Source organism: Flavobacterium bernardetii (genome assembly GCF_011305415.1).
GTDB lineage: Bacteria > Bacteroidota > Bacteroidia > Flavobacteriales > Flavobacteriaceae > Flavobacterium > Flavobacterium bernardetii.
In genome coordinates this window covers 67,416-88,298 of record NZ_JAANOQ010000001.1, presented here as the reverse complement: position 1 = coordinate 88,298, position 20,883 = coordinate 67,416, and the positions used below count along the sequence as shown (strand labels likewise).

Below are 20,883 nucleotides of genomic sequence, written 5' to 3'. Positions count from 1 at the left end.
TGATAAAAAATATTTGTATTGAATTACCTCAAATAAGAGAGGTTAATCCATTGCCAAAGATAGAAACTATTTTCTTGATTTCCTTTTTTATATTCCTCCCAAATTTTCTGAACTTGGTTTTTATTTACAAAATCAAAATTAGAAAACTCAGAAATCCTCTCCTGAACATAAGTTTCTAGTTCATTTGCCATCCATTCTCTTTGTGGGGTTTGCAAAGCTCTTTTGGGAGCCAGAGCAATTTTATTTCCGAGAAGTTGTTGGCTAATTTGACGCAACATCCATTTCGTATTTCCGTTATCAAATTTTACACTATCGGGTTGAGCAAAAGCCAATTCGACTAATCTATAATCTAAAAAGGGCTCACGAAGTTCAGTACCATGCTGCATACTAATTCTATCATTAAACCTTAAAGCTCTCGGAATCTTGGTATAAAAAATATCTCTGTATTGTAAATTTTGTAATTTAGATGAAAAAGGTGTTGGAAAAACTTCTTTACTCGCTAATAAATTAAAATCAGCATCTAAAACTTCTGGTTTTACTGGGCTAGATTTAGTTCCTTGAATTAGAGAGTTGGAATTATTATGATAATAATCATAGCCTGCCCAAGCTTCATCCATTCCTTGTCCGTCTAATAAAACTTTAATTCCTTTTTCTCTTGCGCTTTTAAACAACTGACTATATGCTAATGTTGGAAAACCACCAAAAGGTTCATCTTGATAATAACATGATTCTTCTATTAATTGAGGAATTTTATTTACCTCTAATAAAACTTTATTTAAGTGATAGGGTTTATCTTTTAGTAAATCGTTTACCCATGGCAATTCATCGTAATTAGTATCATTACAATAAAAAGTAAAAGCTTCAATTTTTTGTTTCGATGGTAAGTTTTTATGAATCAACGCAATTAATGTTGAAGAATCTAAACCGCCGCTTACATTCATTCCTAAAGGAACATCAGCGCGAAAACGCAATTGAATAGCATCATCTAATAAAGCAGAATATTCTTCTTTTAATGTATTGGCATTCATTTGAGGAATAGTATGTATCCTATCTTCAAAATTGTACCATTTTTTGGGCTGAAAATCATATTTATTTACAGGTGAAAGTTCTGCAAAATGGCCTGGAGAAAGTTGATAAATGTTTTTCCAAAAGGTTTCATCTGGTAATCCATAAGTTCCATTTACAAGATAACCTGACCAAACTTTATCATTTTTTAGTTTAGGAACCTCAGCAGCAAATAGTGTTTTAATTTCGCTGGCAAAAACAAACTGTTCCTCATTTTTATAAAAGTAAAAGGGTTTTACCCCAAATCTATCACGAGCAATGAATAATTTTTGTTCTATTTTATCCCAAATGGCGATAGAAAACATTCCGTTTAGTTTATCTAAAAATGAATTTCCCCAATGAATATAAGCTGAAAGTAAAACTTCCGTATCAGATTGTGTCTTAAAAACAAAATGATTTTGAAGTGCTGCCTTTATTTCAATATAATTATAAATTTCACCATTAAAAACCACAACATATCTACCACAATGGCTGTGCATAGGTTGGTTGGCCTCTTCAGATAAATCAATAATACTTAAACGATTATGTCCTAAACTACAAGTAGCATCATGCCAATCTTGTTGAGCGTCTGGTCCACGATGCGCTTGTGCTTGAAGCATTTTATGCAACGTGTTTTTTCTTTCATCAAGAGATTTTGAAAGTGAAATAATTCCTACAATTCCGCACATTATAATTTATCTTTAAGAAAATGTAACTTTTTTTCGGCGATTTCCCAATCTTTTAAAGTATCAATATTGACATAAAAATCGGGATTACTTTCTATGAAACTTAATTTTTCTCCATAAAAACTACCTTTTTTAATAATTTCTGTTTTTGTAATGTAAACAGAACCATCTCTAAAATAACTTTTTGGTAAATCTTGTCTGCGGGAAATAATTGTTTTTTCGCCAGTTGAAATTTGTAAAAATCCGGAACTATTTGGTTCAAAAATCCAATGTGGATTATATTCGTGAGGAACAGGCAAAACACTAACTAACGCATCAGCATCTTCAGCTATAAATTTTTGAATAGCTGCATCTATAAAACCTTTTTCTCTAAATGGCGAAGTCGGTTGAAGTAGACAAACAGCATCATAAAATTCGCCTTTACTTTCCATAAATTCTAAGGCATGTTGCACTACAGAAATACTAGTTGCTGTGTCGTTTGCTAATTCATATGGTCTAACAAAAGGCACTTCTATTTGTTCTTTTTTGGCAACTTCAATAATTTCAGCATCGTCGGAAGAAAGAATCGATTTGTGTAACAATTTGGATTGATTAGCAGCATGGGCAGTATAGGACAAAAGAGAAATGTCTCCTAGTAATTTTATATTTTTACCAGGAACACCTTTGGAACCGCCACGCGCTGTAATGAGGCCTAAAATCTTCATTAATACATTATTGTTTTATGAAATTGTAAGGGAAGTGTTTCTAATAAATTAGCAATTTGTTTTCCAGCATCTCCTCCACCGTAAACATCAGAAACAAACTTAGATTCATTTTGAACTCGTTCTGCTATGGCATTTTTTATATTTTCAACTTCGTATATGGTGTCTACTACATTTTCTCCTCTATCTCTTCTATTTTGACGAGAACCGATATTTACTACAGGAACACCTAAATAAGCACATTCTCTTATTCCAACACTAGAATTTCCAATTAAACAATCGGCATGATTTAATAAATGTAAAAAATCTTTACCTTCCATATTTTTAAAGAAATGGACATTTGGTAATTGATGTGTTTCTCGGTAAGCTCTTATTCCTGTTGAAGTTCCGTCTGCTCCAGCATCTACATTTGGCCAAAACCATAAAGTTGGCTTATCTAATTCGTAAACTGCTTGTAAAGTTGCTTCTATATGTTTTCTTGAATCTTGATATTCGTTGGTTACTGGATGTTGCATCACCACTAAATAGCCATTATCTAAATTAGGCTTCGCACCCACACCACCATATTTTTCATATGGATCAAAGGGTAATGATTTACTATTTTCTTTAACTTGTTTCGCTAAATCAATAGATGGACAACCTGTATTAAATACAAATTCTGGATTTTCTCCTAATTTGATGACTCTTTCTTTAGCATTTTCTGAAGCTACAAAATGATAATCTGCTAATTTTGTAATAGAATGACGTACTTTTTCATCAATATTTCCTGTTACTTCACCTCCTTGAATATGCGCTAGTGGAATATTCATATAGGAAGCTGCAATGGCCGTTGCCATAGTTTCAAATCTGTCTGCTACGGTTACTACAACATCAGGACTCAAATTATCAAAAACAGTAGACAATTCAAGAATTCCAATTCCTGTTGTTTTGGCAGCAGCTGTTAAATTTTCACCTTCTAAAACATTAAAAACTTTCGCAGAAATATGAAATCCATCTTTTTCAATATAATTGATGGCAGAACCATATCTGTCTAATAATGCCGAAGCCGCAATAATTAATTGCAATTCTAAATTTGGATGATTTTTTATCGCTTCTAAAACCGTTTTGACTCTACTATATGATGGTCTGGCTGTAATTACAACGGCAATTTTTCTTTTACTAGTCATTTGTTAAGTCATTTTCATTAATGAAATCCCATTGTTTCATATCTTCTTTTAACTTCATTCCTATAATATCTTGAAATTTCAAAGCATCAATTCCGTAACCTTTTGGCTTTTTCGCCTCTAAATCTTCAAAAGTGATACTATGTCCTTTTGGTAAATTTTTATTTATGGCTAACGATTTTTCGAAAATAGATTTTAATTCGGAAAATTGTTCGTTATTATTTTTATTAATTGGGTTTTGAATAGCTTTATAAGTAGCATTTACATCTTCAACCAATTGTGAAACTTCATTTATAGTTAATGAAGATTTTGTATCTGGACCAAACATTCTTTTGTCAAAGACCACATGAAATTCTAAAATTTCAGCACCTAAGGCAACAGCCGCAATATTTGTAGCAATTTTGGCAGAATGATCTGAAAAACCAACTTTAACTTGGTATCTTTCTTTTAATTCCTTTATCACATTAAACCCAAATTGCTCCGGTTGAGTTGGGTACGATGTGGTGCATTGTAATATGGAAAAATCAACATTTCTATCTTTTAGAAAAGAAACCGTTTTATCTAATTCTGAAAAACTACTCATACCAGAAGAAATGATAACAGGTTTCTTCGTCTTTGCAATTTTTTCTAGTAACAATAAGTTATTTACTTCTCCAGAACCAATTTTATAACATTTTACACCAATTTCTTCCAGCCAATCTACTGCAAGATTACTAAATGGTGAACAAATGAAATCTAAACCTACTTCATCACAATGTGTTTTAATTGCTGCCCATTGTTCCAACGTAAATTCCATACGTTTCCAATAATCATAGCGTGTTTTGTCTTCATAAGAAAACTTCACACGAAAAGGTTCGTATGAACTACTTTCGGCTTCAGCAAGATGCAATTGAAATTTAATAGCATTAACACCAGTACCCGCTACAGCATCGATATAAGAATGTAAGATTCCTAAACTTCCTTCGTGTGCTTGTCCTATTTCAGTAATTAAATAGGGTAATTTTATATTATTCATTTTCTGGTTTCCAATAAATTTTAGCCTCAGGCAAGTTAGTAAATTCTTTAAACTCTTGAATAGTTAGTCTGTTACTATTTTTTATAAAATTTGGAATGTTTTTCACAACATCAAAAAGTGCTTGTACAATTGCTAAAGTTGCTTTAAAATCTCCTTTAAAAGTCTTGTTTTTTATTTGAGTAAAAAGCGTATAAGCCATACTTTTAGGAATAACTTTTAATGGATAAAACAAAAAGTATAAATACCAACCTGATCGAAGTGATTTTCTTGCTCTAGATTGATACTCTTTTCCTTTTTTCCTTGCTTTAACATCTACTCTGTGTTGGATAAAAATTTCTGGATGATAGGTAATTTCCAAACCCGCTTTAAAAACTTGAAAAGAGGCAAAATTTTCTTCACCATAAAATTCAAACCATTCGGGATAACTTGGAATTTTGTTCCAAGATTCTAAATTCCAAATATGTCCGCAACCCACAAAACCATTAACCCTACTGATTTGTTCTTTAGTTGCTGTGTAGTTTTCAGGCAAAGTTTTTCCCCAAAAAATTCTTGCAGCAATTAAGGCACATTTTGGATTTGAAATAAAATGCTTTTCTGCAATTTCAAAAACATCATTTGAAAGTAAGGTGGCATCATCATCTAAACTTAAAACATACTTTGATGTAGTTTCATTTAGCATATAGTTTCTACAATAAATATAACCTTTAGAAGTTTTATTTCTTAAAAATTTCACTTTAGGAAATTGTTCTAAAACCATTTTATCCGTTCCGTCTGTAGAGCCATCATCGTACACAACACATTCCACAGCATCATTTGAAAGAATTTCAGTTAAACTATTTAATGTAATTACTAAGTCTTCCACTCTGTTTTTTGTAGAAATATGTATGGCGAATTTTTTATTCATGTATAATTTTATCAATAATTTTTTTAAGATGATTTACTCCAAGATAATCTAAAAGTTCTGGTTTATTAAGTAACATTTCATTTGGATTGGCTTTCCATTCGAAATATAATTTTTCAATTAATTTTGAAATAAGAGTTACATTATCAATTTCAGACCAATAGTCATAATCGCTTCCTAAAAGTCTTCTTGTTTCGCTATTTTCCGGACCTAGAACTAACATTTTTTTATTTGCTGCTACGCAGTGTGGAAATTTCCCTGGCAAAAAGGGACTGATATCCGATTTTGCTTCTAATATGATATTAATGGATACAGAATATTGAAGTTGGTAAACTGTATTGAAAGGTAGACTTTTATTTATCGAGATTAAATTGCCTTCCTTATTTTTGTGTTTCTCAAATACATCTGAATGATTTTCTGAAATACTACCAATCAAAATTAATTGAGTAGTGTTTTTAGCTTCTGGATTAGCTTCTAAAAATTTAAAAAATCCTTCAATTAAACCAACTGGATTTCTTTCTCCAAATAATGAACCTGCATGTAATAATGAAAATTTATTTGGATCAAAAAAATCAGGTAACTGTACCTTTTTATTCTCAATTTCAACTAATTGATGTGGAATTACAACTCCAGTTTTTAGAAAATTAGGGGCAAATTTCCCCATCCATTCTTTTAACAAAAGACTTGGAAATCCTGAATATGCCGCTTTATTAGCAAAATCAAATAGAAGTTGTTCTTTATACTTATAACTTGGAACTAAAAAATCGTATGGTTTTGGATAAAAATGAAAAGGAAACGGATCATGTACGTATGCCAACCATTTACTGTGCCATTTTTTAATATTCAATAATGCTTTATGAGGTCTGAAACTTGCAGCTTTACTTAAAGTTATGACTAAATCTGGGTTAAAGGCATCTTTTTTTAAGGCTTTTGTAAAATCATGAACATCACTTAAGAAAGCAGGTGAAAAACCTATTTTTCTTTCTATAAAAGGTGTCGTAACTATATTAAATTTTTTAGTTAAAAATCGTAAAAAGCCACCAAAAACATAAACCAAATTTAATTTATCTACATTTATTTTCACACATTCTGCACCTTCAATTAAAATGGTTTTTCTAGAATGATGATACACTTTAACACTATAACCTGCTTTTACCAAATTTATGATAAGCGCTACATTGCATTTAGAGCCACTGCTATCTTCTTGATTTATGGAATCAACAACTACTAAAATATTTTTCATTGATTTAGATGCTTTAATGTTTCTGCAATTTTTTCACAGGTTAAACCATCTCCGTAAGGATTATTTTTATTTGAAAAACCTTTAAAATGATCTAATAAATCAGTTGCTTTTTCAACAATTTTTTGTTTATCTGTTCCAACTAAAAAAGAGAAACCATCAGCTACACCTTCTTGTCTTTCGGTTTCATTTCTGGTTACCAATACAGGTTTTCCTAAAGTGGGTGCTTCTTCTTGAATACCTCCAGAATCGGAAATAATTAGAAAACTATTTTGCATCAACCATATAAAAAAAGGGTAATCAGCTGGAGGCAATAAAAATATATTTTCTCGTTGCGACAATTTATTGTTTACGGGTTCTAAAACATTTGGATTTAAATGTACTGGATACACAATTTGAACATCCTCTCTATAACTTAACTCAAGAAGCGCATCGCATAAATTTTCAAAACCTGCTCCAAAATTCTCTCTACGATGACCTGTTACTAATACTAATTTTTTAGACGCGTCAATTTTATTAGAGAATGCTTCAACTTCCTTGTTAGTATACTTATTGCTAATTTTATTTTTCGCCCATAAAAGTGCGTCAATAACGGTGTTTCCAACATTGAAAACAGAAGTATTTGCTACTTTTTCTTCTAACAAATTATTTAAAGATTCTGTTGTTGGCGCAAAATGATAATCGGCTAATCTTCCAGTAATTTGACGGTTCATTTCTTCTGGAAATGGAGATTTTTTATTGTAAGTTCTTAAACCTGCTTCAATATGAGCAATTTTAATTTTCAAATGAAAAGCCGCTAATGCTACTATTGAAGAAGTTGTTGTGTCGCCATGAACACAAATTAAATCTGGCTTAGCCTCTAAAAAAACAGTGTTAATTCCTGATAAAATGCGTGCACTCAGTTCGTTTAATGTTTGACTTTTTTCCATTAAATCCAAGTCATAATCAGGTGTAATTTCAAAGAAATCTAAAACCTGATCTAACATTTCTCTATGTTGAGCTGTCACACAAACTTTAACATCAAAAAAAGCATCTTTCTTTAATTGATGATAAAGCGGCGCCATTTTTATAGCTTCAGGACGAGTTCCGAAACAAAGTAATATTTTCATTTGTTTGATTTGTTTGTTTTTTTAATTGTCAAATGGAACATCCAATATAAATAAACTATTTATTTCAAATCGCAAGCGGGATGTTTCATGAAACTAACTTTTTCTTAATGCGGTAAAGATATAATCTTAAAGGTAAAAAAACATAAAATAATTTCCATTTAATTCGATTTACAAAAGATAACTTGGCAGTATTTAATATGGATTCAAATAAATCAAATTCTTTATAATCTAGTGATATTTGAATAAAATAGTGCAATAAACTATTTGTAAGTAATCCTTTTTCTTTTAAATTCTGAATGACTAATAAAATAGCTTCTTTATTTGAAGCCTTACGAATAGGATTATTGTTGTAAAATTCTCCAGTATTAGAATTGGGATGTTTTCTTCCAAAAAACAAACATTTTTCAATGGAAATTCCTTGAACTCCTGAAGAAAGTATTCTTGAATATAATTCCCATTCTTCAGCATACATTAAATGTTCCACAAACCTGTTTTTATCAAAACATTCTCTTTTCCACATTACTGCACAAGAGTTAAACGGAAGCTTATGTTTTAATAAAGCTGCAACATCTTTTGTTCCAATTGTAAATGAGTTATATTCTTTTGAATAGTCAAATTTATAATCAAAATCTCCTGTAAAAACAGTCCTATCATAACGACAAAATGCATACTTATTTTTCAATAGTTCATTTGTACACAATTCTAAATTTTGAGGATGCACTATATCATCATCATCAAAAAAAATAACATAATCGCCTTTAGCTAAATCCAATCCGTAATTTCGACATCCTGGCAAACCTTTTTGATAAGAATCATTACGTTTTACAAACTGAAAACGAGTATCTTTTTCAATTATTGGAGTAATAACTTCTTGAGTATTATCAGTTCCGCCATCGTCAATTATGATACATTCCCAATCTTCAAACGTTTGATTTTGTATAGAAACTAAGGTTTCTTTAATATAATGTGCTCTATTATAAGTAGCCATTATGATTGTTACTATTGGTTTCATTTATCTGAAAAGTGATTTTATAAAACGAAATGGTTTTAAAATTTTTTGTCCCAATTGATAATCAATTGTTTTAAGAATTTTGGATTTATTTTTTTCTTGACCTTTTGATACTTCTAATAATTTTTCAGTAAAATTTTCGAAATCTGTAATATAAATATCCTTATGTTTTATATAAATATATTTTTGTAAATCGTACTTAATTATATTTGCCTTACTAGTTGTTGAATCATTTCTTTTTCTGTAACTATACAAAACTTCTGGAATGACATAACACTTTCCTCCATTTTTCAAAAGTCGAATAAAAAATTCCCAGTCTTCAAATCCTTTTCTCATACTTTCATCATAACCACCACAATTTTGCCATTCCTCTTTTTTAAATAACGAGGTTCCTAAAGCATCATTGTAATACATGAAATTTGAGATTGTTCCGCCTTTAGGTTTATAAATTTCTATAGAACCATTTGTATGCAGTAAATTTGCTTCACAAGTAACCAATTTGACATCCTTATTTTCTAAAAAAACTGGAATTGCTTTTTCACAAAATGTGGGTTCAAAAAAATCATCACTATCTAAAACTAAAATATAATTTCCTTTAGCTTCTTTAATTCCAACATTTCTTGCTGTACTTTGACCTTTATTTTCTTGAGTAATTAGTTTTGTGATTTTGTGCTCTAACTTTTTAAGAACATCTTTAGTTTCTGTATTCGAACCATCATCAACCACAATAACTTCTATGTTATTATAGGTTTGATTTAATGCAGAATTTACAGCTTGCTCAATGTATTTTGCATCGTTATAGCAAGGAATAATTATGGAAACCATTTTTTCTTCAAAATTAGATACACTCATCTTTCACCTCTTTTACCGCATTTAACCACTTATGTCCGAATTTTAAATCGGGTTCTAAATGATTTCCTTCCGCCCATTCGTTCCATGATTTAATTATCACAAATTTAGGCGTATTTACTTGCTTTTTTAATTCTGAAACCGTTTTATTTAAATGAGTTTTCCACAATTCTGGAGTTGCATTTTTAAAAATCATTGATTTTTTACCACTTCTTGCCGAATTATCCCAATTTGGAAAAACACAAGCAATATATTTATCATGATTGAACTGAACATTTAATTTTTCAATGGCAATTTTATAATCTAAAACAAAAGGAAATCTGTTAACCAACGTCCATTTTAATTTTTGAAATATTTTTCTTTCTATTTTTCCAAGTAAAGTTCCTGAACGGTAAACAAAAGATTGCTCGTAACGCATGGTATTAAAAACGTCTACTCCCACTTGTCCAAATAGTTCTGGCTTTGAAATGACAACTTGAGAATTTCCATGAGTAGCAACAAAATAAATCCCGTCAAAACCATTTGAAATAGCTAGTTCATTAAATAATTTCAGAAAACTATCTAAATCTGGAATATCGTCCAATTTATAGATATGAAACATGGGCATATTATTTACTTTAATATACCTTTTGTCTTTAAAAAAAGGCAATAAATAATTGAAATATTTTCTATAATCTGCTTCGCCTAAATATTTTTGTTCGATTAATACATCAGGATTATCTAAACCATGCCAAATACCTTTCCAAGTTTCGTTTGCCCAGCAAAAGCAAAAAGGAATTTCTACTTTTGGGTTTTGCAACATTTGTTCGGCGGGTTTTTCTAACAAGAATTTATCATCGCCAAACCAATACTGATAATATACAAATCCGTCAATACCATAATCTAAAGCTAATTTTGATTGTGCTTCTTGAGTTTCTGGTACACGCAAATCGTAAAAACCTAAATCTGATGGTAAAATAGGCTGATAATGATTTTTAAATAAAGGTTTGGCTTTTGTAACATTTGTCCATTCTGTAAACCCTTTTCCCCACCATTCGTCATTTTCAGGAATCGGATGAAATTGTGGCAAATAATAAGCTAAAAATTCTATTTTATTATCTGCTTTCATTTTCCAATAAAACTTTTTTTGTCATCTCTAAATACTGTGTACCCCATTTTTGACAAGGTTCCAAATGATTTCCTTCAGCCCATTCATTCCATGCATTAATAAATAAAAATTTCTCTTTATTTTCTGACCATGGATAATTTGTCTTTATGTGTGATAACCATTCTCCATAATGTTTTGGAGATTCATTTGTAAAAATAAATGCGTTTGTTTTTCTTCTTGAACTATTATCCCACATGGGTACTAAACAAGGGGAAATATTTGATTTAAATTGATTTTGCTTTTGCAACTTAACAAATGTTTGATAATCAAAATGCCTGTCTTTAATATCTGTTTTTATCTTCTCTTTTATAAATAAACGCTTCAATTTTGTAATAATTCTATTAAAAATACTTTTTGGTTCAGATATGGGTGAAGGAAAATTAGGTTGAAATTCAACTGCAAAATCAAATCCTAAACTTTCAGGCTCTACACGTAATCCCCAACTTTGCATATATCCCAAATGAATTTCGCCAACACCCTTTTCTCTTGCAATTTTACGCCAAGTTTCAATTGTTTTTTTAATATCAGGAAACAAGGTTGGTCTGTAAACTAAAAAAATAGGTTTACCATCTTGTTTTATATAACGTTCATCTTTAAAAAACGTTTCGCATAAATAAGACATATGATTCGCATCATCTGCATCAGAATAATCTTGTTTTAAAAGCACCTCTTTTTCTAAACCATCCCAAGCTCGTGTCCAGTTTTCATTTGCCCAACACAACATAAATGGAAAATCTTCTTTGGTATTTTTTAATTTTCTTTCAAGCGGCTCATATAAAATTTTTTTACCATTAAACCAGTAATGATAATAGCAAAATCCGTAAATTCCATGCTCTTTGGCTAAATTCTCCTGTGCTAACCTTGCCTCTTCTAATCTAAGATCGTAAAATCCTAAATCGGCAGGTAAATGTGGCTGATAATGACCTTCAAATCTTGGCATAGCTTTGGTTACATTAGTCCATTCGGTAAATCCTTTCCCCCACCAAGTGTCATTTTCTGGAATGGGGTGAAATTGTGGTAAATGAATGGCTATAGGTTTTATTTTTTCCATCATATATTTAAAAAGACATTCTTAGTTTACTTTTTTTCTTTTATTACTCGAGCTGGGATACCAGCTACAATTGAATTTGCAGGAACATCTTTAGTTACAACTGCATTTGACGCGATAATACTATTCTCACCTATGGTAACATTTGCCAAAATACATACTCCTTCACCTATCCAAACATTTTTTTGAATAATTACAGGACCTTTACTTGTTAATTTTCTTTCGACTGGTGGAATATTTGACAACAATGCATCAAAACCTCCATGATCATGATCAGAAATAAAAATCCTACTTCCAAACAAACAGTTATCATTAATAACTATTTTATCAATACAACCTATATGTATATCTGTATTAAAAACAACATTATTTCCAATAATAATTTCGGGATTAAAATTTTGATTTTGGTAATTATCCCAAGCTTCTATTCTAAATCTATCCAAAGCAAAAAAATTATCCCCAAATGAAATATACTGAGGATTTTTAATACTATAATCTTTTCCTATAACAAAACTTTTACCTGAACTCTTAAAAGATTTTAATAGTACATCAAGCTGTTGTTGCTCTTTCTTCCTTTGCAAATCTTGAATTTGCAAAAAGAGATAATTTATAATTTTATTTTTGAGTTTTTTAATCATTATTATTACTGTTATTTTGCTTCATCACCGCTAATAATCTTGGTGAAGATATTCTTCTTTTTAATAAAATAACTTTCAAAATATTTATATGAAATACTTGAAATAATTATTGTGGTAGCTACAGCTGCAAACATTTGAATAAATATATTTGAAATATTATAGTTATATAAAATTTTTAACGTTAACACAATTGCAATTGGATGAAACATATATATACCATAGGATATTTTACCTAAATAATGAAACACCTTATTTTCTAAATTTACGATTGTATTTTCATTTGCAGCTAAATTTATAATTATTATACCAAATAATACGGCATAAAACTCAAAATTCACAAATGGAACCTCTATTCCTTTCAGAATAAATACTGCTAAAATTAAAAAGATTATTACTTGAAAATACTTAGAAAAAAGTAATTTTAATATTTTGTTTTTTTCAAACAAAAAAACAGCAAATAAACCGCCAATTGCCATACAATCAATACTAAAACTATTAAAAATCTCTCTTGTTTTTTCTAAAGCATCATTCCAAAAAATATAATTCTCTAAAAGATTAAAAAGGAATATTTTAATTATTAAATAGCCAACAATTATTGAAATTAATAATTGTTTTTTGTTTTTGACATTTTTGATTAAAATGGGCCAAATCAGATAAAACTGCTCTTCAACTCCAACTGACCAGCTTTGACTAGCGTATGGAACAGGAGGGAAAATTATTAAAGCAATATTGGGCAAAAACAAAGTGAAAAATAATAATTTAAGCGAAAGATCATTCCAGACCATTCCAGACCACTCGCCTAAATTGAAAAAAGAAATTTTTGATAAAACAAAAAAGCTTAACAAAATAATCAAATAATATAAAGGCCATATTCTTAAAATACGTCGCATATAAAATGATTTTATAGAAATTGTTTTAGTAAGTTTTTCTTCAACTAATAAAAGATAAGTGATTAAAAAACCACTTAAAACAAAAAATAAAACTACACCTAAAGGGCCAATTTGTTGAACTGTAGGGTTTTCCCAATGGTTGTTAAAACCAAATATTTTCTTAATCTGTTCTAAATGGTGAATGATTACAACAAATGCAGCTATAAACCGGATTCCATTTAGATTTGGAAAATATATTTTATTTGAATTTTCAATCATTATTTTTTTTCCTAAATTCTAATTTAGCATGTCTCTTCTCAAAATTGTTCCTACAGCTTCTAACGAAGAAAACTGTTCCACTTGTTTTACAGCATTTTCAGAGTATTCTTTGTATGCTTCAGGAGTTAATTCTAATATTGATTTAATTCCATTTGCTAAATCGGCACTGTCTTTCAATATGGCTTTATATCCATTGAATTCAGTAATTACCATATTATTCACAACTCCCATATCAAACCCAACAACTGGTGTTCCACAAGCCAATGCTTCAGAAACCATCATTGGACCTGAATCTTCAATTGAAGAATTTACAAACAAATCTGAAGCTTGGTATAATAAAGATAGTAATCTATAATCATTTATATATTCTATATATTCTTTTTCAAAAGGTATTTCATCAAATTGCAGGTTATTTAAACGAGAAACTAATAAAACTTTTATTTTTGATTTTTGCTCTTGATTTAAAGATTGATGTAAGATATGAAGTGATTCTATTAAATATTCAAAGCCTTTTCTTTTATTATTTGAGTTCTGACAACCCATTAGTATATAAAAAGTTGAATCTGATAAACCAAATATTTGCTTTGCAAAACTTCTACTTTTATTATTAAATAGTTTCACATCAATCAAACTATTAATATTAAGTATTACATTCTGATTTTTATATATTTTAGATTCTTTTGCTTGATTTAAAGTCCAACCAGAACCGGAAATGATTTTAAATTTTCCTATCTCCGCATTTTTAAGTTTAGTTTCAAAATTTATTTTGGGTAAATCTTTTCCAAATTCACTTAAAATAGCTGGACATTTATTGGAACATCCTTCAATATAACCTTTACAATCCCAAGCAAAATGGCAACCTCCAGTAAAATGATTCATATCAACTGTAATATTATAAACTTGAGATTTAGTTAATTGTTGTAAATTAAGTAAATCTGTAGAATTCATAAAACTATCAATCATTCCAGAATAAATAAAATCTGGAGTAAAACCAATTAAATCAACAATTCTTTCCGCTGAAACATTTACAGAAGTTTCATCAACACTAATAAAATCATAATTTAAATCGAATTTTATCTTAGGTGTAGACTCTTGTTTTTTTAACTTTTGTTTTATTTTTAATATTAAAAGTTCAAGAATGCTTTTTCTTTTAAAGGGTTTTGGAATATCAGAATAAGCAATAATAAAATCATCAGGTTTTGTTTTATTTTTAACCAACATTTTGACTTGGAAACCATCAGAAACAAAATATTTTGCCAATCTGTAAATGGCTTCATAGGCACCGTTGACATCTCCTGATGAAAGTAATAGTATTTTTTTCTTTACTTGCTCCATTGAATTGGCATTTTGAAGATTCCGTTTTCACTATCACCGTACTTAAACTCGTCCTGAGCAATATTGACAATACTTAAATTGGTTTTTTCTGCAGGAAAATCTAAAACTTTTACTTTTGGAATATCTAAAGCTAAACCTATTTTGTAGAAATTTGCTATCAAAGTATCACCTGGTAATTGAACAACCCATTCCGTAGTTCCAGTAAAGTCTAAATCTTTTCTGTTGACAAAAACTACATTTTCAAATTTATCTAAAATAGAAAAATTTAATCTTGCGCCTTTATTTAACAATGTGTTTTTTAAAGTAATATGAATACAAATTTCTTGATCAGAAAAATATTCTAAAACTTCTTTTCCTTCTTTATCTTTTAATGCAACTTTTAAAATTTGTGCTTCTTTACTTTCATCTAATTCATAACTAATTCCTGATTGTTTTTCATTAGAAGAATAGTTTAAAAGGTAGGAATCTAAAGTACTATCAATATTTCCATCATGAATTAATTGACCATGATGTAATAAAAGCCCTTTGTTACATAATTTTTTTACTGCGTCTAAATTATGACTCACAAACAAAACCGTTCTTCCTTCACCTTTACTCACATCGTTCATTTTACCTATACATTTCTTCTGGAAATCGGCATCACCAACGGCTAAAACTTCATCAACAATTAAAATTTCAGATTCTAAGTGAGCTGCTACTGCAAAAGCTAATCGCACATACATACCTGAAGAATAACGTTTTACAGGCGTATCAATATAGCGTTCAACTCCTGAAAAAGCAATAATTTCGTCTAATTTTCTAGCAATTTCATGTTTACGCATTCCTAAAATAGCACCGTTTAAAAAAATATTTTCTCTACCCGTTAATTCTGGATGAAAGCCTGTACCCACTTCTAGCAAGGAAGCAATTCGTCCTTTTGTAAATATTTTACCAGTTGTAGGTTGTGTAACTTGACTTAAGATTTTTAATAAAGTGGATTTCCCTGCTCCATTTCTTCCAATAATTCCAACAGAATCACCTTGGTTGATTTCAAAATTTATATCTTGTAATGACCAAACATAATCACTTTCACCTTTACTACTTCTGTCATTAGCTTCTCCAATTTTTAAAAACGGATCTTCCGCTCCACGCATTTTATACCACCATCTTTTCATATCGTCTTTAACGGTACCTGTTCCCACAAGTCCCAAACGATACTGCTTAGATATATTTCCCGCTTTTATAACTACTTTACTCATTACTTATTCAAAATTCAACATTCGTTAATCAAAATTCAACATTTGATGCTTTTTTTAAACATATAGACACAAAAGTTCTATAATCCCCCATCTCCTCGTCATCCATTCTCCTCGTCATCCATTCTCCTTGTCAACCATTCTCCTCGTCTCCCAGCTTCCTACTTCTAACTCCTCACTCTACACAGTGTCCATAAACGTCTTCTGTGTTTTATTAAAAACTAAAATCCCAAAAAACAATATCACTATTGAAAATAAAGAAGGATATAGAAGTGAATATACATCAAATTTGCCTATCCCCATGTACGCATAACGCATATATTCAAACAAACCTACAAGAGGATTCCAATCCAAAACCCATCTGAAATTTTCAGGAACGGAGGAACTTGGATAAATAACGGGTGTGGCGTACATGAATAATTGTATTCCAAATCCAATTAATTGATTTAAATCTTTATATTTTGTAGTCATAGACGACAATATTAGTCCAATTCCCATAGAAATAAGTGCCATTAATAAAATTACAAATGGCGTTAATAAGATCCAGTTATTTGGTAAAATTTCTTTATTTAAAGTATAATATCCGACGAAACAAATAAACAGCAAAAACTGTACGCCAAACTTCATTAAATTAGAAATAACTATGGTTAAAGGCATAATTAATCTTGGAAAATAAACTTTTCCAAAAATTCCAGCATTGGCATTAAACACTCCAGAAACAGAAGTCAAACAATTGGCAAAGTAATTCCATAAAGTAATACCCGCCATATAAAAAATTATTTTTGGCGCACCATCAGTTGACAATTGGGCAACATTACCAAAAATTACCGTAAAAGTTATAGTCGTTAATAATGGCTGAATAAAAAACCATAAAGGTCCTAAAATAGTTTGCTTATAAACCGTAACAAAATCTCTTTTTACAAACAAAACCAATAAATCTCTATAATGCCATAATTCCTTAAAGTTAACATCAAAAAGAGAATGTTGAGATTCGATTACAGTATCCCATTCGGAAGTATTTGTATGCTTTTTTTTCATTTATTTTTATTTATTTTATCAAAATGCATCATGATTTTTAAAAATCATTTTGCAAAGTAAAAGTGTAGTAATATAAGTCATTTTTTGCAAATAATCAAACACGTAAACCAATCACCAAAATTAGACTATTTTAAAGAAGTTCCAAATAAAAAAATTAAAAGAAATAGCATCAAAAAAGCAAGATAAATAACAACTTCATAATTCGTAAATCAAAATTTTCAAATCCAAATTCTCAAATCCAAATTCTCAAATCCCATAACGAAAATCAAAAAACAAAAACTATCTTTGTAAAAAAATATTTATGTTTTCCTTTTTAAAATCGAAGCCTACATTATCAGCTTTAATTCCAAATAATTATGTGGATATACATTCTCATGTTTTACCAGGAATTGATGATGGTGCCAAAAACCTTAAAGACAGTCAGTTTTTAATGGAATCGATGATTGGTTTTGGGTTTAAAAAATGTATTACTTCGCCACATACAATGGCAAATGTGTACAACAACACGATTGAAACCATAAATAGCGCTAAAGAAAGAGTTGAAAATGAATTACCTGAATTAGCAAAAAAATTAGATTTAAGAGCGGCTTCAGAATATTTTATAGATGAAAATTTTATAGAAAATTTTAAATCAAATCCCTTACTGACAATTAAAGACAATTATGTTTTGGTAGAAATGTCTTTTTTAAACCCACCAATTCAACTTCACGAATACTTATTTGAATTACAACTAGCAGGCTACCAACCTGTTTTAGCGCATCCGGAAAGATATAGCTTTTATCATAATAATTTCAAAGATTTTGAAAAACTAAAAAAAACAGGCTTAAAATTTCAAATGAATTTGTTATCAAGTGTAGGTTATTACGGTCCTGATGCAACCAAAGCTTCAGACAACCTATTAAAAGCTGGCTTTATTGATTTTGTAGGTTCAGATATTCACCACAAACAACACATAGATTCTTTCGCAAGGAAAGTTGCTATTAAAGAAACAAAAGCATTTGAAACTGCGATAGAAAACAATCAGTTTTTCTTGTAAGTACGGTAAAATAGAATCACCCATTAGTATATCCCGAAGAAATCTAAATCAGAATAAATCAAGAATAAAATTAAACAACTAAAAATCTTATACGAATACGCTATGTTTAATGTATAGATAAAGCATAGATAGTGTATGAAAAGTACCTTGTTAATATGCTTGAAACAGTAGTTATTATTTAGTAAACAACTTCTTCCACCAAGGTTTGACTTCAACCTCAACACCATATCCATACCCGTAGCCATAACCATATCCATATCCTTTTTGAGAATCGGTATCATTAATAAGAATAGACATGTTTGGTAATTTCGATTCGTTGTATAATTGTTGTGGTAATTTCAGCATACGCTTGTCAAGGTAATTCGCTCGAGTTACATATACAAAAGCATCCGCCAAGTGGCCAATTATAAGTGTATCCGTAACTAAACTAACAGGAGCGGTATCTACAATAATATAATCGAATTTAGTTCTAAGTTCTTCAAACAACTTCCCTACTTTCTTATCCATTAATAATTCCGCAGGATTTGGAGGAATAATTCCAGCAGGAAGCACATAAAAATTAGAATAATTATCAATCTTTACAATTAATTCATCAATAGAATTATATTTATTTGACGATAAATAATTGGTAAATCCAACATTTGGAACTTGTAAGTAATTATCAATTTTAGGGTTTCTAATATCCAATCCAACCAACAAAACTCTCTTATCAGACAACGCAATTGTAGAAGCTAAATTTACAGAAACAAAGGTTTTTCCTTCTTTTGGAAAAGTCGACGTTACAAAAATTGTTTTCGCAATTCCATCTGGCACATCTTTTAATAAAAACTCTAAATTAGTTCTAATGATACGAATGGCTTCAGCCGTATTGGTTCTACTATTTAATTGAATAATTTCATTCGGATTATCTGCTTTTGGCACATCACCAATGAAAGGAATCGTAGTATTTCGTTCAATATCTAATCTTGATTTGACTTTATTATCGAAGAAATTAATTAAGTAAATAATACCGAATGGAATTAGTCCACCTAAAACCAATGCAATTAAATAAATCACCGTTCTATTTGGAGAAACTGGACTATTTGATGAATTCGCATCGTCAATAACTTTAGCATTTGGTTCGGTAACTGCTAATGAAATGGCTGTTTCTTCTCTTTTTTCTAACAAATATAAATACAAAGCTTCTTTAACTTGTTGTTGTCTGGCAATAATTCTAAATTCTTTTTCTTGCGTTGGAATTTGTGAAATTCTACCTTCAACAATAGCATTTTGTCGCGCTAAATCGTTCTTTTTAATTTGTAACGATGTTTTCAATTGTTGTAAACTAGCACTAACCGTATAACGAAGCGATTCTATTTTTTTATCAACTGCCAAAACAACTGCATTTTTTTCACCAGCTGTTTTTAGCAATCTGTTTCTTTCTAAAACTAAATTATTGTATTGATTGATAACTTCAGAAGCATCTACATCAGCTGTTAGAATATTAGCCGGAATCAAGTTTTCCACTTTGTTCGCTTTTAAATAATCAATCATCGTATTGACTACTTTCAATTGCGTTTCCGTTTCAATTTCACGCTTTTCAAATTCGCTAGCATTTTCTAAAAACAGTCCAGCTTCAGAAGTAATATCTGTTACTCTGTTTGTTTTCTTAAAACTTTCTGCGTCTTTTTCTACACCTTCTAATTCACCATAAATTAAACGCAAACGTTGTTCAATAAATTTAGAAGTGTTTTCAGCAATGAAGTTTTTATCTTCTATAGCATCTTGATTATAGTTTTTCACTAAAGCATTTAAGAAATCTTTGGCTCTAAAGTGAATTGGATCTACGAAATTCAACTCAATCACACTCGTGTTTTTACTTAATGTCATGACTTTAAGTCGACCTCTGTAATTATCCGCTAAACCTTCAATTGGCAAAACTTCTACACGAATAGAAAAATCTTTTAATGCATCTTTTGTATTTACTTTATCTTTAACAACAGTGAAATTCCCAGTTAAATATTTTATTGATTCTCCGTATTTAAATGTTCCGAAAAGTTTCGAACCAATAAAAACTTCAAATGAATTTGAGGTTTGAGAAACAATTCTAAACTGATGAAATTCGTTATAAAAATTAGAATTCTGGTTGTAGAATAAAATTTTAATTGGACAATTATTATAAATTTCTCCGTCTTTTATTCTTCCTTCATTGATGTAAATAATATTGAAACCAAGTTCGTTAAGCGTCTTCTTAATTAACTTTCTGGATTTTATAACTTCAATTTCATTATCCACATTACTTTTCGCTCCTTTCAGCATTCCTAAATCGGAAAAAGCAGAAAGTTCAGATGCTAAACCGCCTTTTCTATCATCTTTTACTAAAATAGTAGAAGTGGCATTGTACATTGGAACCGCGTATCTTAAATATACAAATGCCAAAAATAAAGATACAATTACGCCAAATACAAACCATTTCCAGTGGATTAAATATTTTTCTAATTGTTCTCTAATGTTGATGTTTTGATCTAAATCTTCATCAAAATTTTGACTATATTTTTGCAT

Annotated in this window: 18 protein-coding genes; 1 reads left to right on the top strand and 17 read right to left on the bottom strand. The window is 29.8% G+C overall.

What is annotated here, in order from left to right:
- Nucleotides 1-23: 23 nt before the first annotated feature.
- The 16 genes from asnB to G6N05_RS00325 all read right to left on the bottom strand — a co-directional run bounded on the left by asnB (nucleotide 24) and on the right by G6N05_RS00325 (nucleotide 17,306).
- Nucleotides 24-1,733 carry an asparagine synthase (glutamine-hydrolyzing) gene (asnB, locus tag G6N05_RS00400; protein WP_166124587.1) on the bottom strand — a complete coding sequence of 570 codons (1,710 nt, stop codon included), beginning with the start codon at nucleotides 1,731-1,733 and terminating at the stop codon, nucleotides 24-26.
- A complete protein-coding gene (locus tag G6N05_RS00395; protein WP_166124586.1) occupies nucleotides 1,733-2,434 on the bottom strand; it encodes an acylneuraminate cytidylyltransferase family protein in 702 nt (233 codons plus the stop codon). The genes asnB and G6N05_RS00395 overlap by 1 nt, the downstream gene beginning before the upstream one ends.
- Nucleotides 2,434-3,597 (bottom strand): UDP-N-acetylglucosamine 2-epimerase, encoded by a 1,164-nt coding sequence (gene neuC / locus G6N05_RS00390; protein WP_166124585.1) that lies wholly within the window; start codon nucleotides 3,595-3,597, stop codon nucleotides 2,434-2,436. Before neuC ends, G6N05_RS00395 begins: the two co-directional genes overlap by 1 nt.
- On the bottom strand, nucleotides 3,590-4,609 hold the full coding sequence (locus tag G6N05_RS00385; protein ID WP_166124584.1) for an N-acetylneuraminate synthase family protein: 1,020 nt from the start codon (nucleotides 4,607-4,609) through the stop codon (nucleotides 3,590-3,592). Before G6N05_RS00385 ends, neuC begins: the two co-directional genes overlap by 8 nt.
- Nucleotides 4,602-5,513, bottom strand: coding sequence for a glycosyltransferase family 2 protein (locus tag G6N05_RS00380; RefSeq protein WP_166124583.1), 912 nt, complete (start codon nucleotides 5,511-5,513; stop codon nucleotides 4,602-4,604). Before G6N05_RS00380 ends, G6N05_RS00385 begins: the two co-directional genes overlap by 8 nt.
- On the bottom strand, nucleotides 5,506-6,753 hold the full coding sequence (locus G6N05_RS00375; RefSeq protein WP_166124582.1) for a glycosyltransferase family 4 protein: 1,248 nt from the start codon (nucleotides 6,751-6,753) through the stop codon (nucleotides 5,506-5,508). The genes G6N05_RS00380 and G6N05_RS00375 overlap by 8 nt, the downstream gene beginning before the upstream one ends.
- Nucleotides 6,750-7,859 carry a non-hydrolyzing UDP-N-acetylglucosamine 2-epimerase gene (wecB, locus tag G6N05_RS00370; protein WP_166124581.1) on the bottom strand — a complete coding sequence of 370 codons (1,110 nt, stop codon included), beginning with the start codon at nucleotides 7,857-7,859 and terminating at the stop codon, nucleotides 6,750-6,752. Before wecB ends, G6N05_RS00375 begins: the two co-directional genes overlap by 4 nt.
- Before the next feature lie 85 nt (nucleotides 7,860-7,944).
- Nucleotides 7,945-8,871 (bottom strand): glycosyltransferase family 2 protein, encoded by a 927-nt coding sequence (locus tag G6N05_RS00365; RefSeq protein WP_166124580.1) that lies wholly within the window; start codon nucleotides 8,869-8,871, stop codon nucleotides 7,945-7,947.
- Entirely contained in the window at nucleotides 8,872-9,720 is an 849-nt protein-coding gene (locus G6N05_RS00360) for a glycosyltransferase (RefSeq protein ID WP_225875107.1), read from the bottom strand.
- On the bottom strand, nucleotides 9,707-10,825 hold the full coding sequence (locus tag G6N05_RS00355) for a glycosyltransferase WbsX family protein (RefSeq protein WP_166124579.1): 1,119 nt from the start codon (nucleotides 10,823-10,825) through the stop codon (nucleotides 9,707-9,709). Before G6N05_RS00355 ends, G6N05_RS00360 begins: the two co-directional genes overlap by 14 nt.
- A complete protein-coding gene (locus tag G6N05_RS00350) occupies nucleotides 10,812-11,918 on the bottom strand; it encodes a glycosyltransferase WbsX family protein (protein WP_166124578.1) in 1,107 nt (368 codons plus the stop codon). Before G6N05_RS00350 ends, G6N05_RS00355 begins: the two co-directional genes overlap by 14 nt.
- Nucleotides 11,919-11,941: 23 nt before the next feature.
- Nucleotides 11,942-12,550, bottom strand: a complete 609-nt coding sequence (locus G6N05_RS00345; protein ID WP_166124577.1) for an acyltransferase — start codon at nucleotides 12,548-12,550, stop codon at nucleotides 11,942-11,944.
- Between the two features lie 11 nt (nucleotides 12,551-12,561).
- Nucleotides 12,562-13,698, bottom strand: a complete 1,137-nt coding sequence (locus G6N05_RS00340) for an acyltransferase family protein (RefSeq protein ID WP_166124576.1) — start codon at nucleotides 13,696-13,698, stop codon at nucleotides 12,562-12,564.
- Between the two features lie 18 nt (nucleotides 13,699-13,716).
- Nucleotides 13,717-15,033, bottom strand: coding sequence for a glycosyltransferase (locus tag G6N05_RS00335; RefSeq protein WP_166124575.1), 1,317 nt, complete (start codon nucleotides 15,031-15,033; stop codon nucleotides 13,717-13,719).
- Nucleotides 15,021-16,271, bottom strand: coding sequence for an ABC transporter ATP-binding protein (locus tag G6N05_RS00330; protein ID WP_166124574.1), 1,251 nt, complete (start codon nucleotides 16,269-16,271; stop codon nucleotides 15,021-15,023). The genes G6N05_RS00335 and G6N05_RS00330 overlap by 13 nt, the downstream gene beginning before the upstream one ends.
- A 177-nt stretch (nucleotides 16,272-16,448) precedes the next feature.
- Entirely contained in the window at nucleotides 16,449-17,306 is an 858-nt protein-coding gene (locus tag G6N05_RS00325) for an ABC transporter permease (protein WP_166124573.1), read from the bottom strand.
- A gap of 301 nt (nucleotides 17,307-17,607) precedes the next feature.
- Here G6N05_RS00325 and G6N05_RS00320 point away from each other — a divergent pair, with 301 nt between their 5' ends.
- Nucleotides 17,608-18,342 carry a tyrosine-protein phosphatase gene (locus G6N05_RS00320; RefSeq protein ID WP_166124572.1) on the top strand — a complete coding sequence of 245 codons (735 nt, stop codon included), beginning with the start codon at nucleotides 17,608-17,610 and terminating at the stop codon, nucleotides 18,340-18,342.
- A gap of 174 nt (nucleotides 18,343-18,516) precedes the next feature.
- On the opposite strand, the gene G6N05_RS00315 is transcribed toward G6N05_RS00320, so the two are convergent.
- Nucleotides 18,517-20,883 carry a GumC family protein gene (locus G6N05_RS00315; RefSeq protein WP_166124571.1) on the bottom strand — a complete coding sequence of 789 codons (2,367 nt, stop codon included), beginning with the start codon at nucleotides 20,881-20,883 and terminating at the stop codon, nucleotides 18,517-18,519.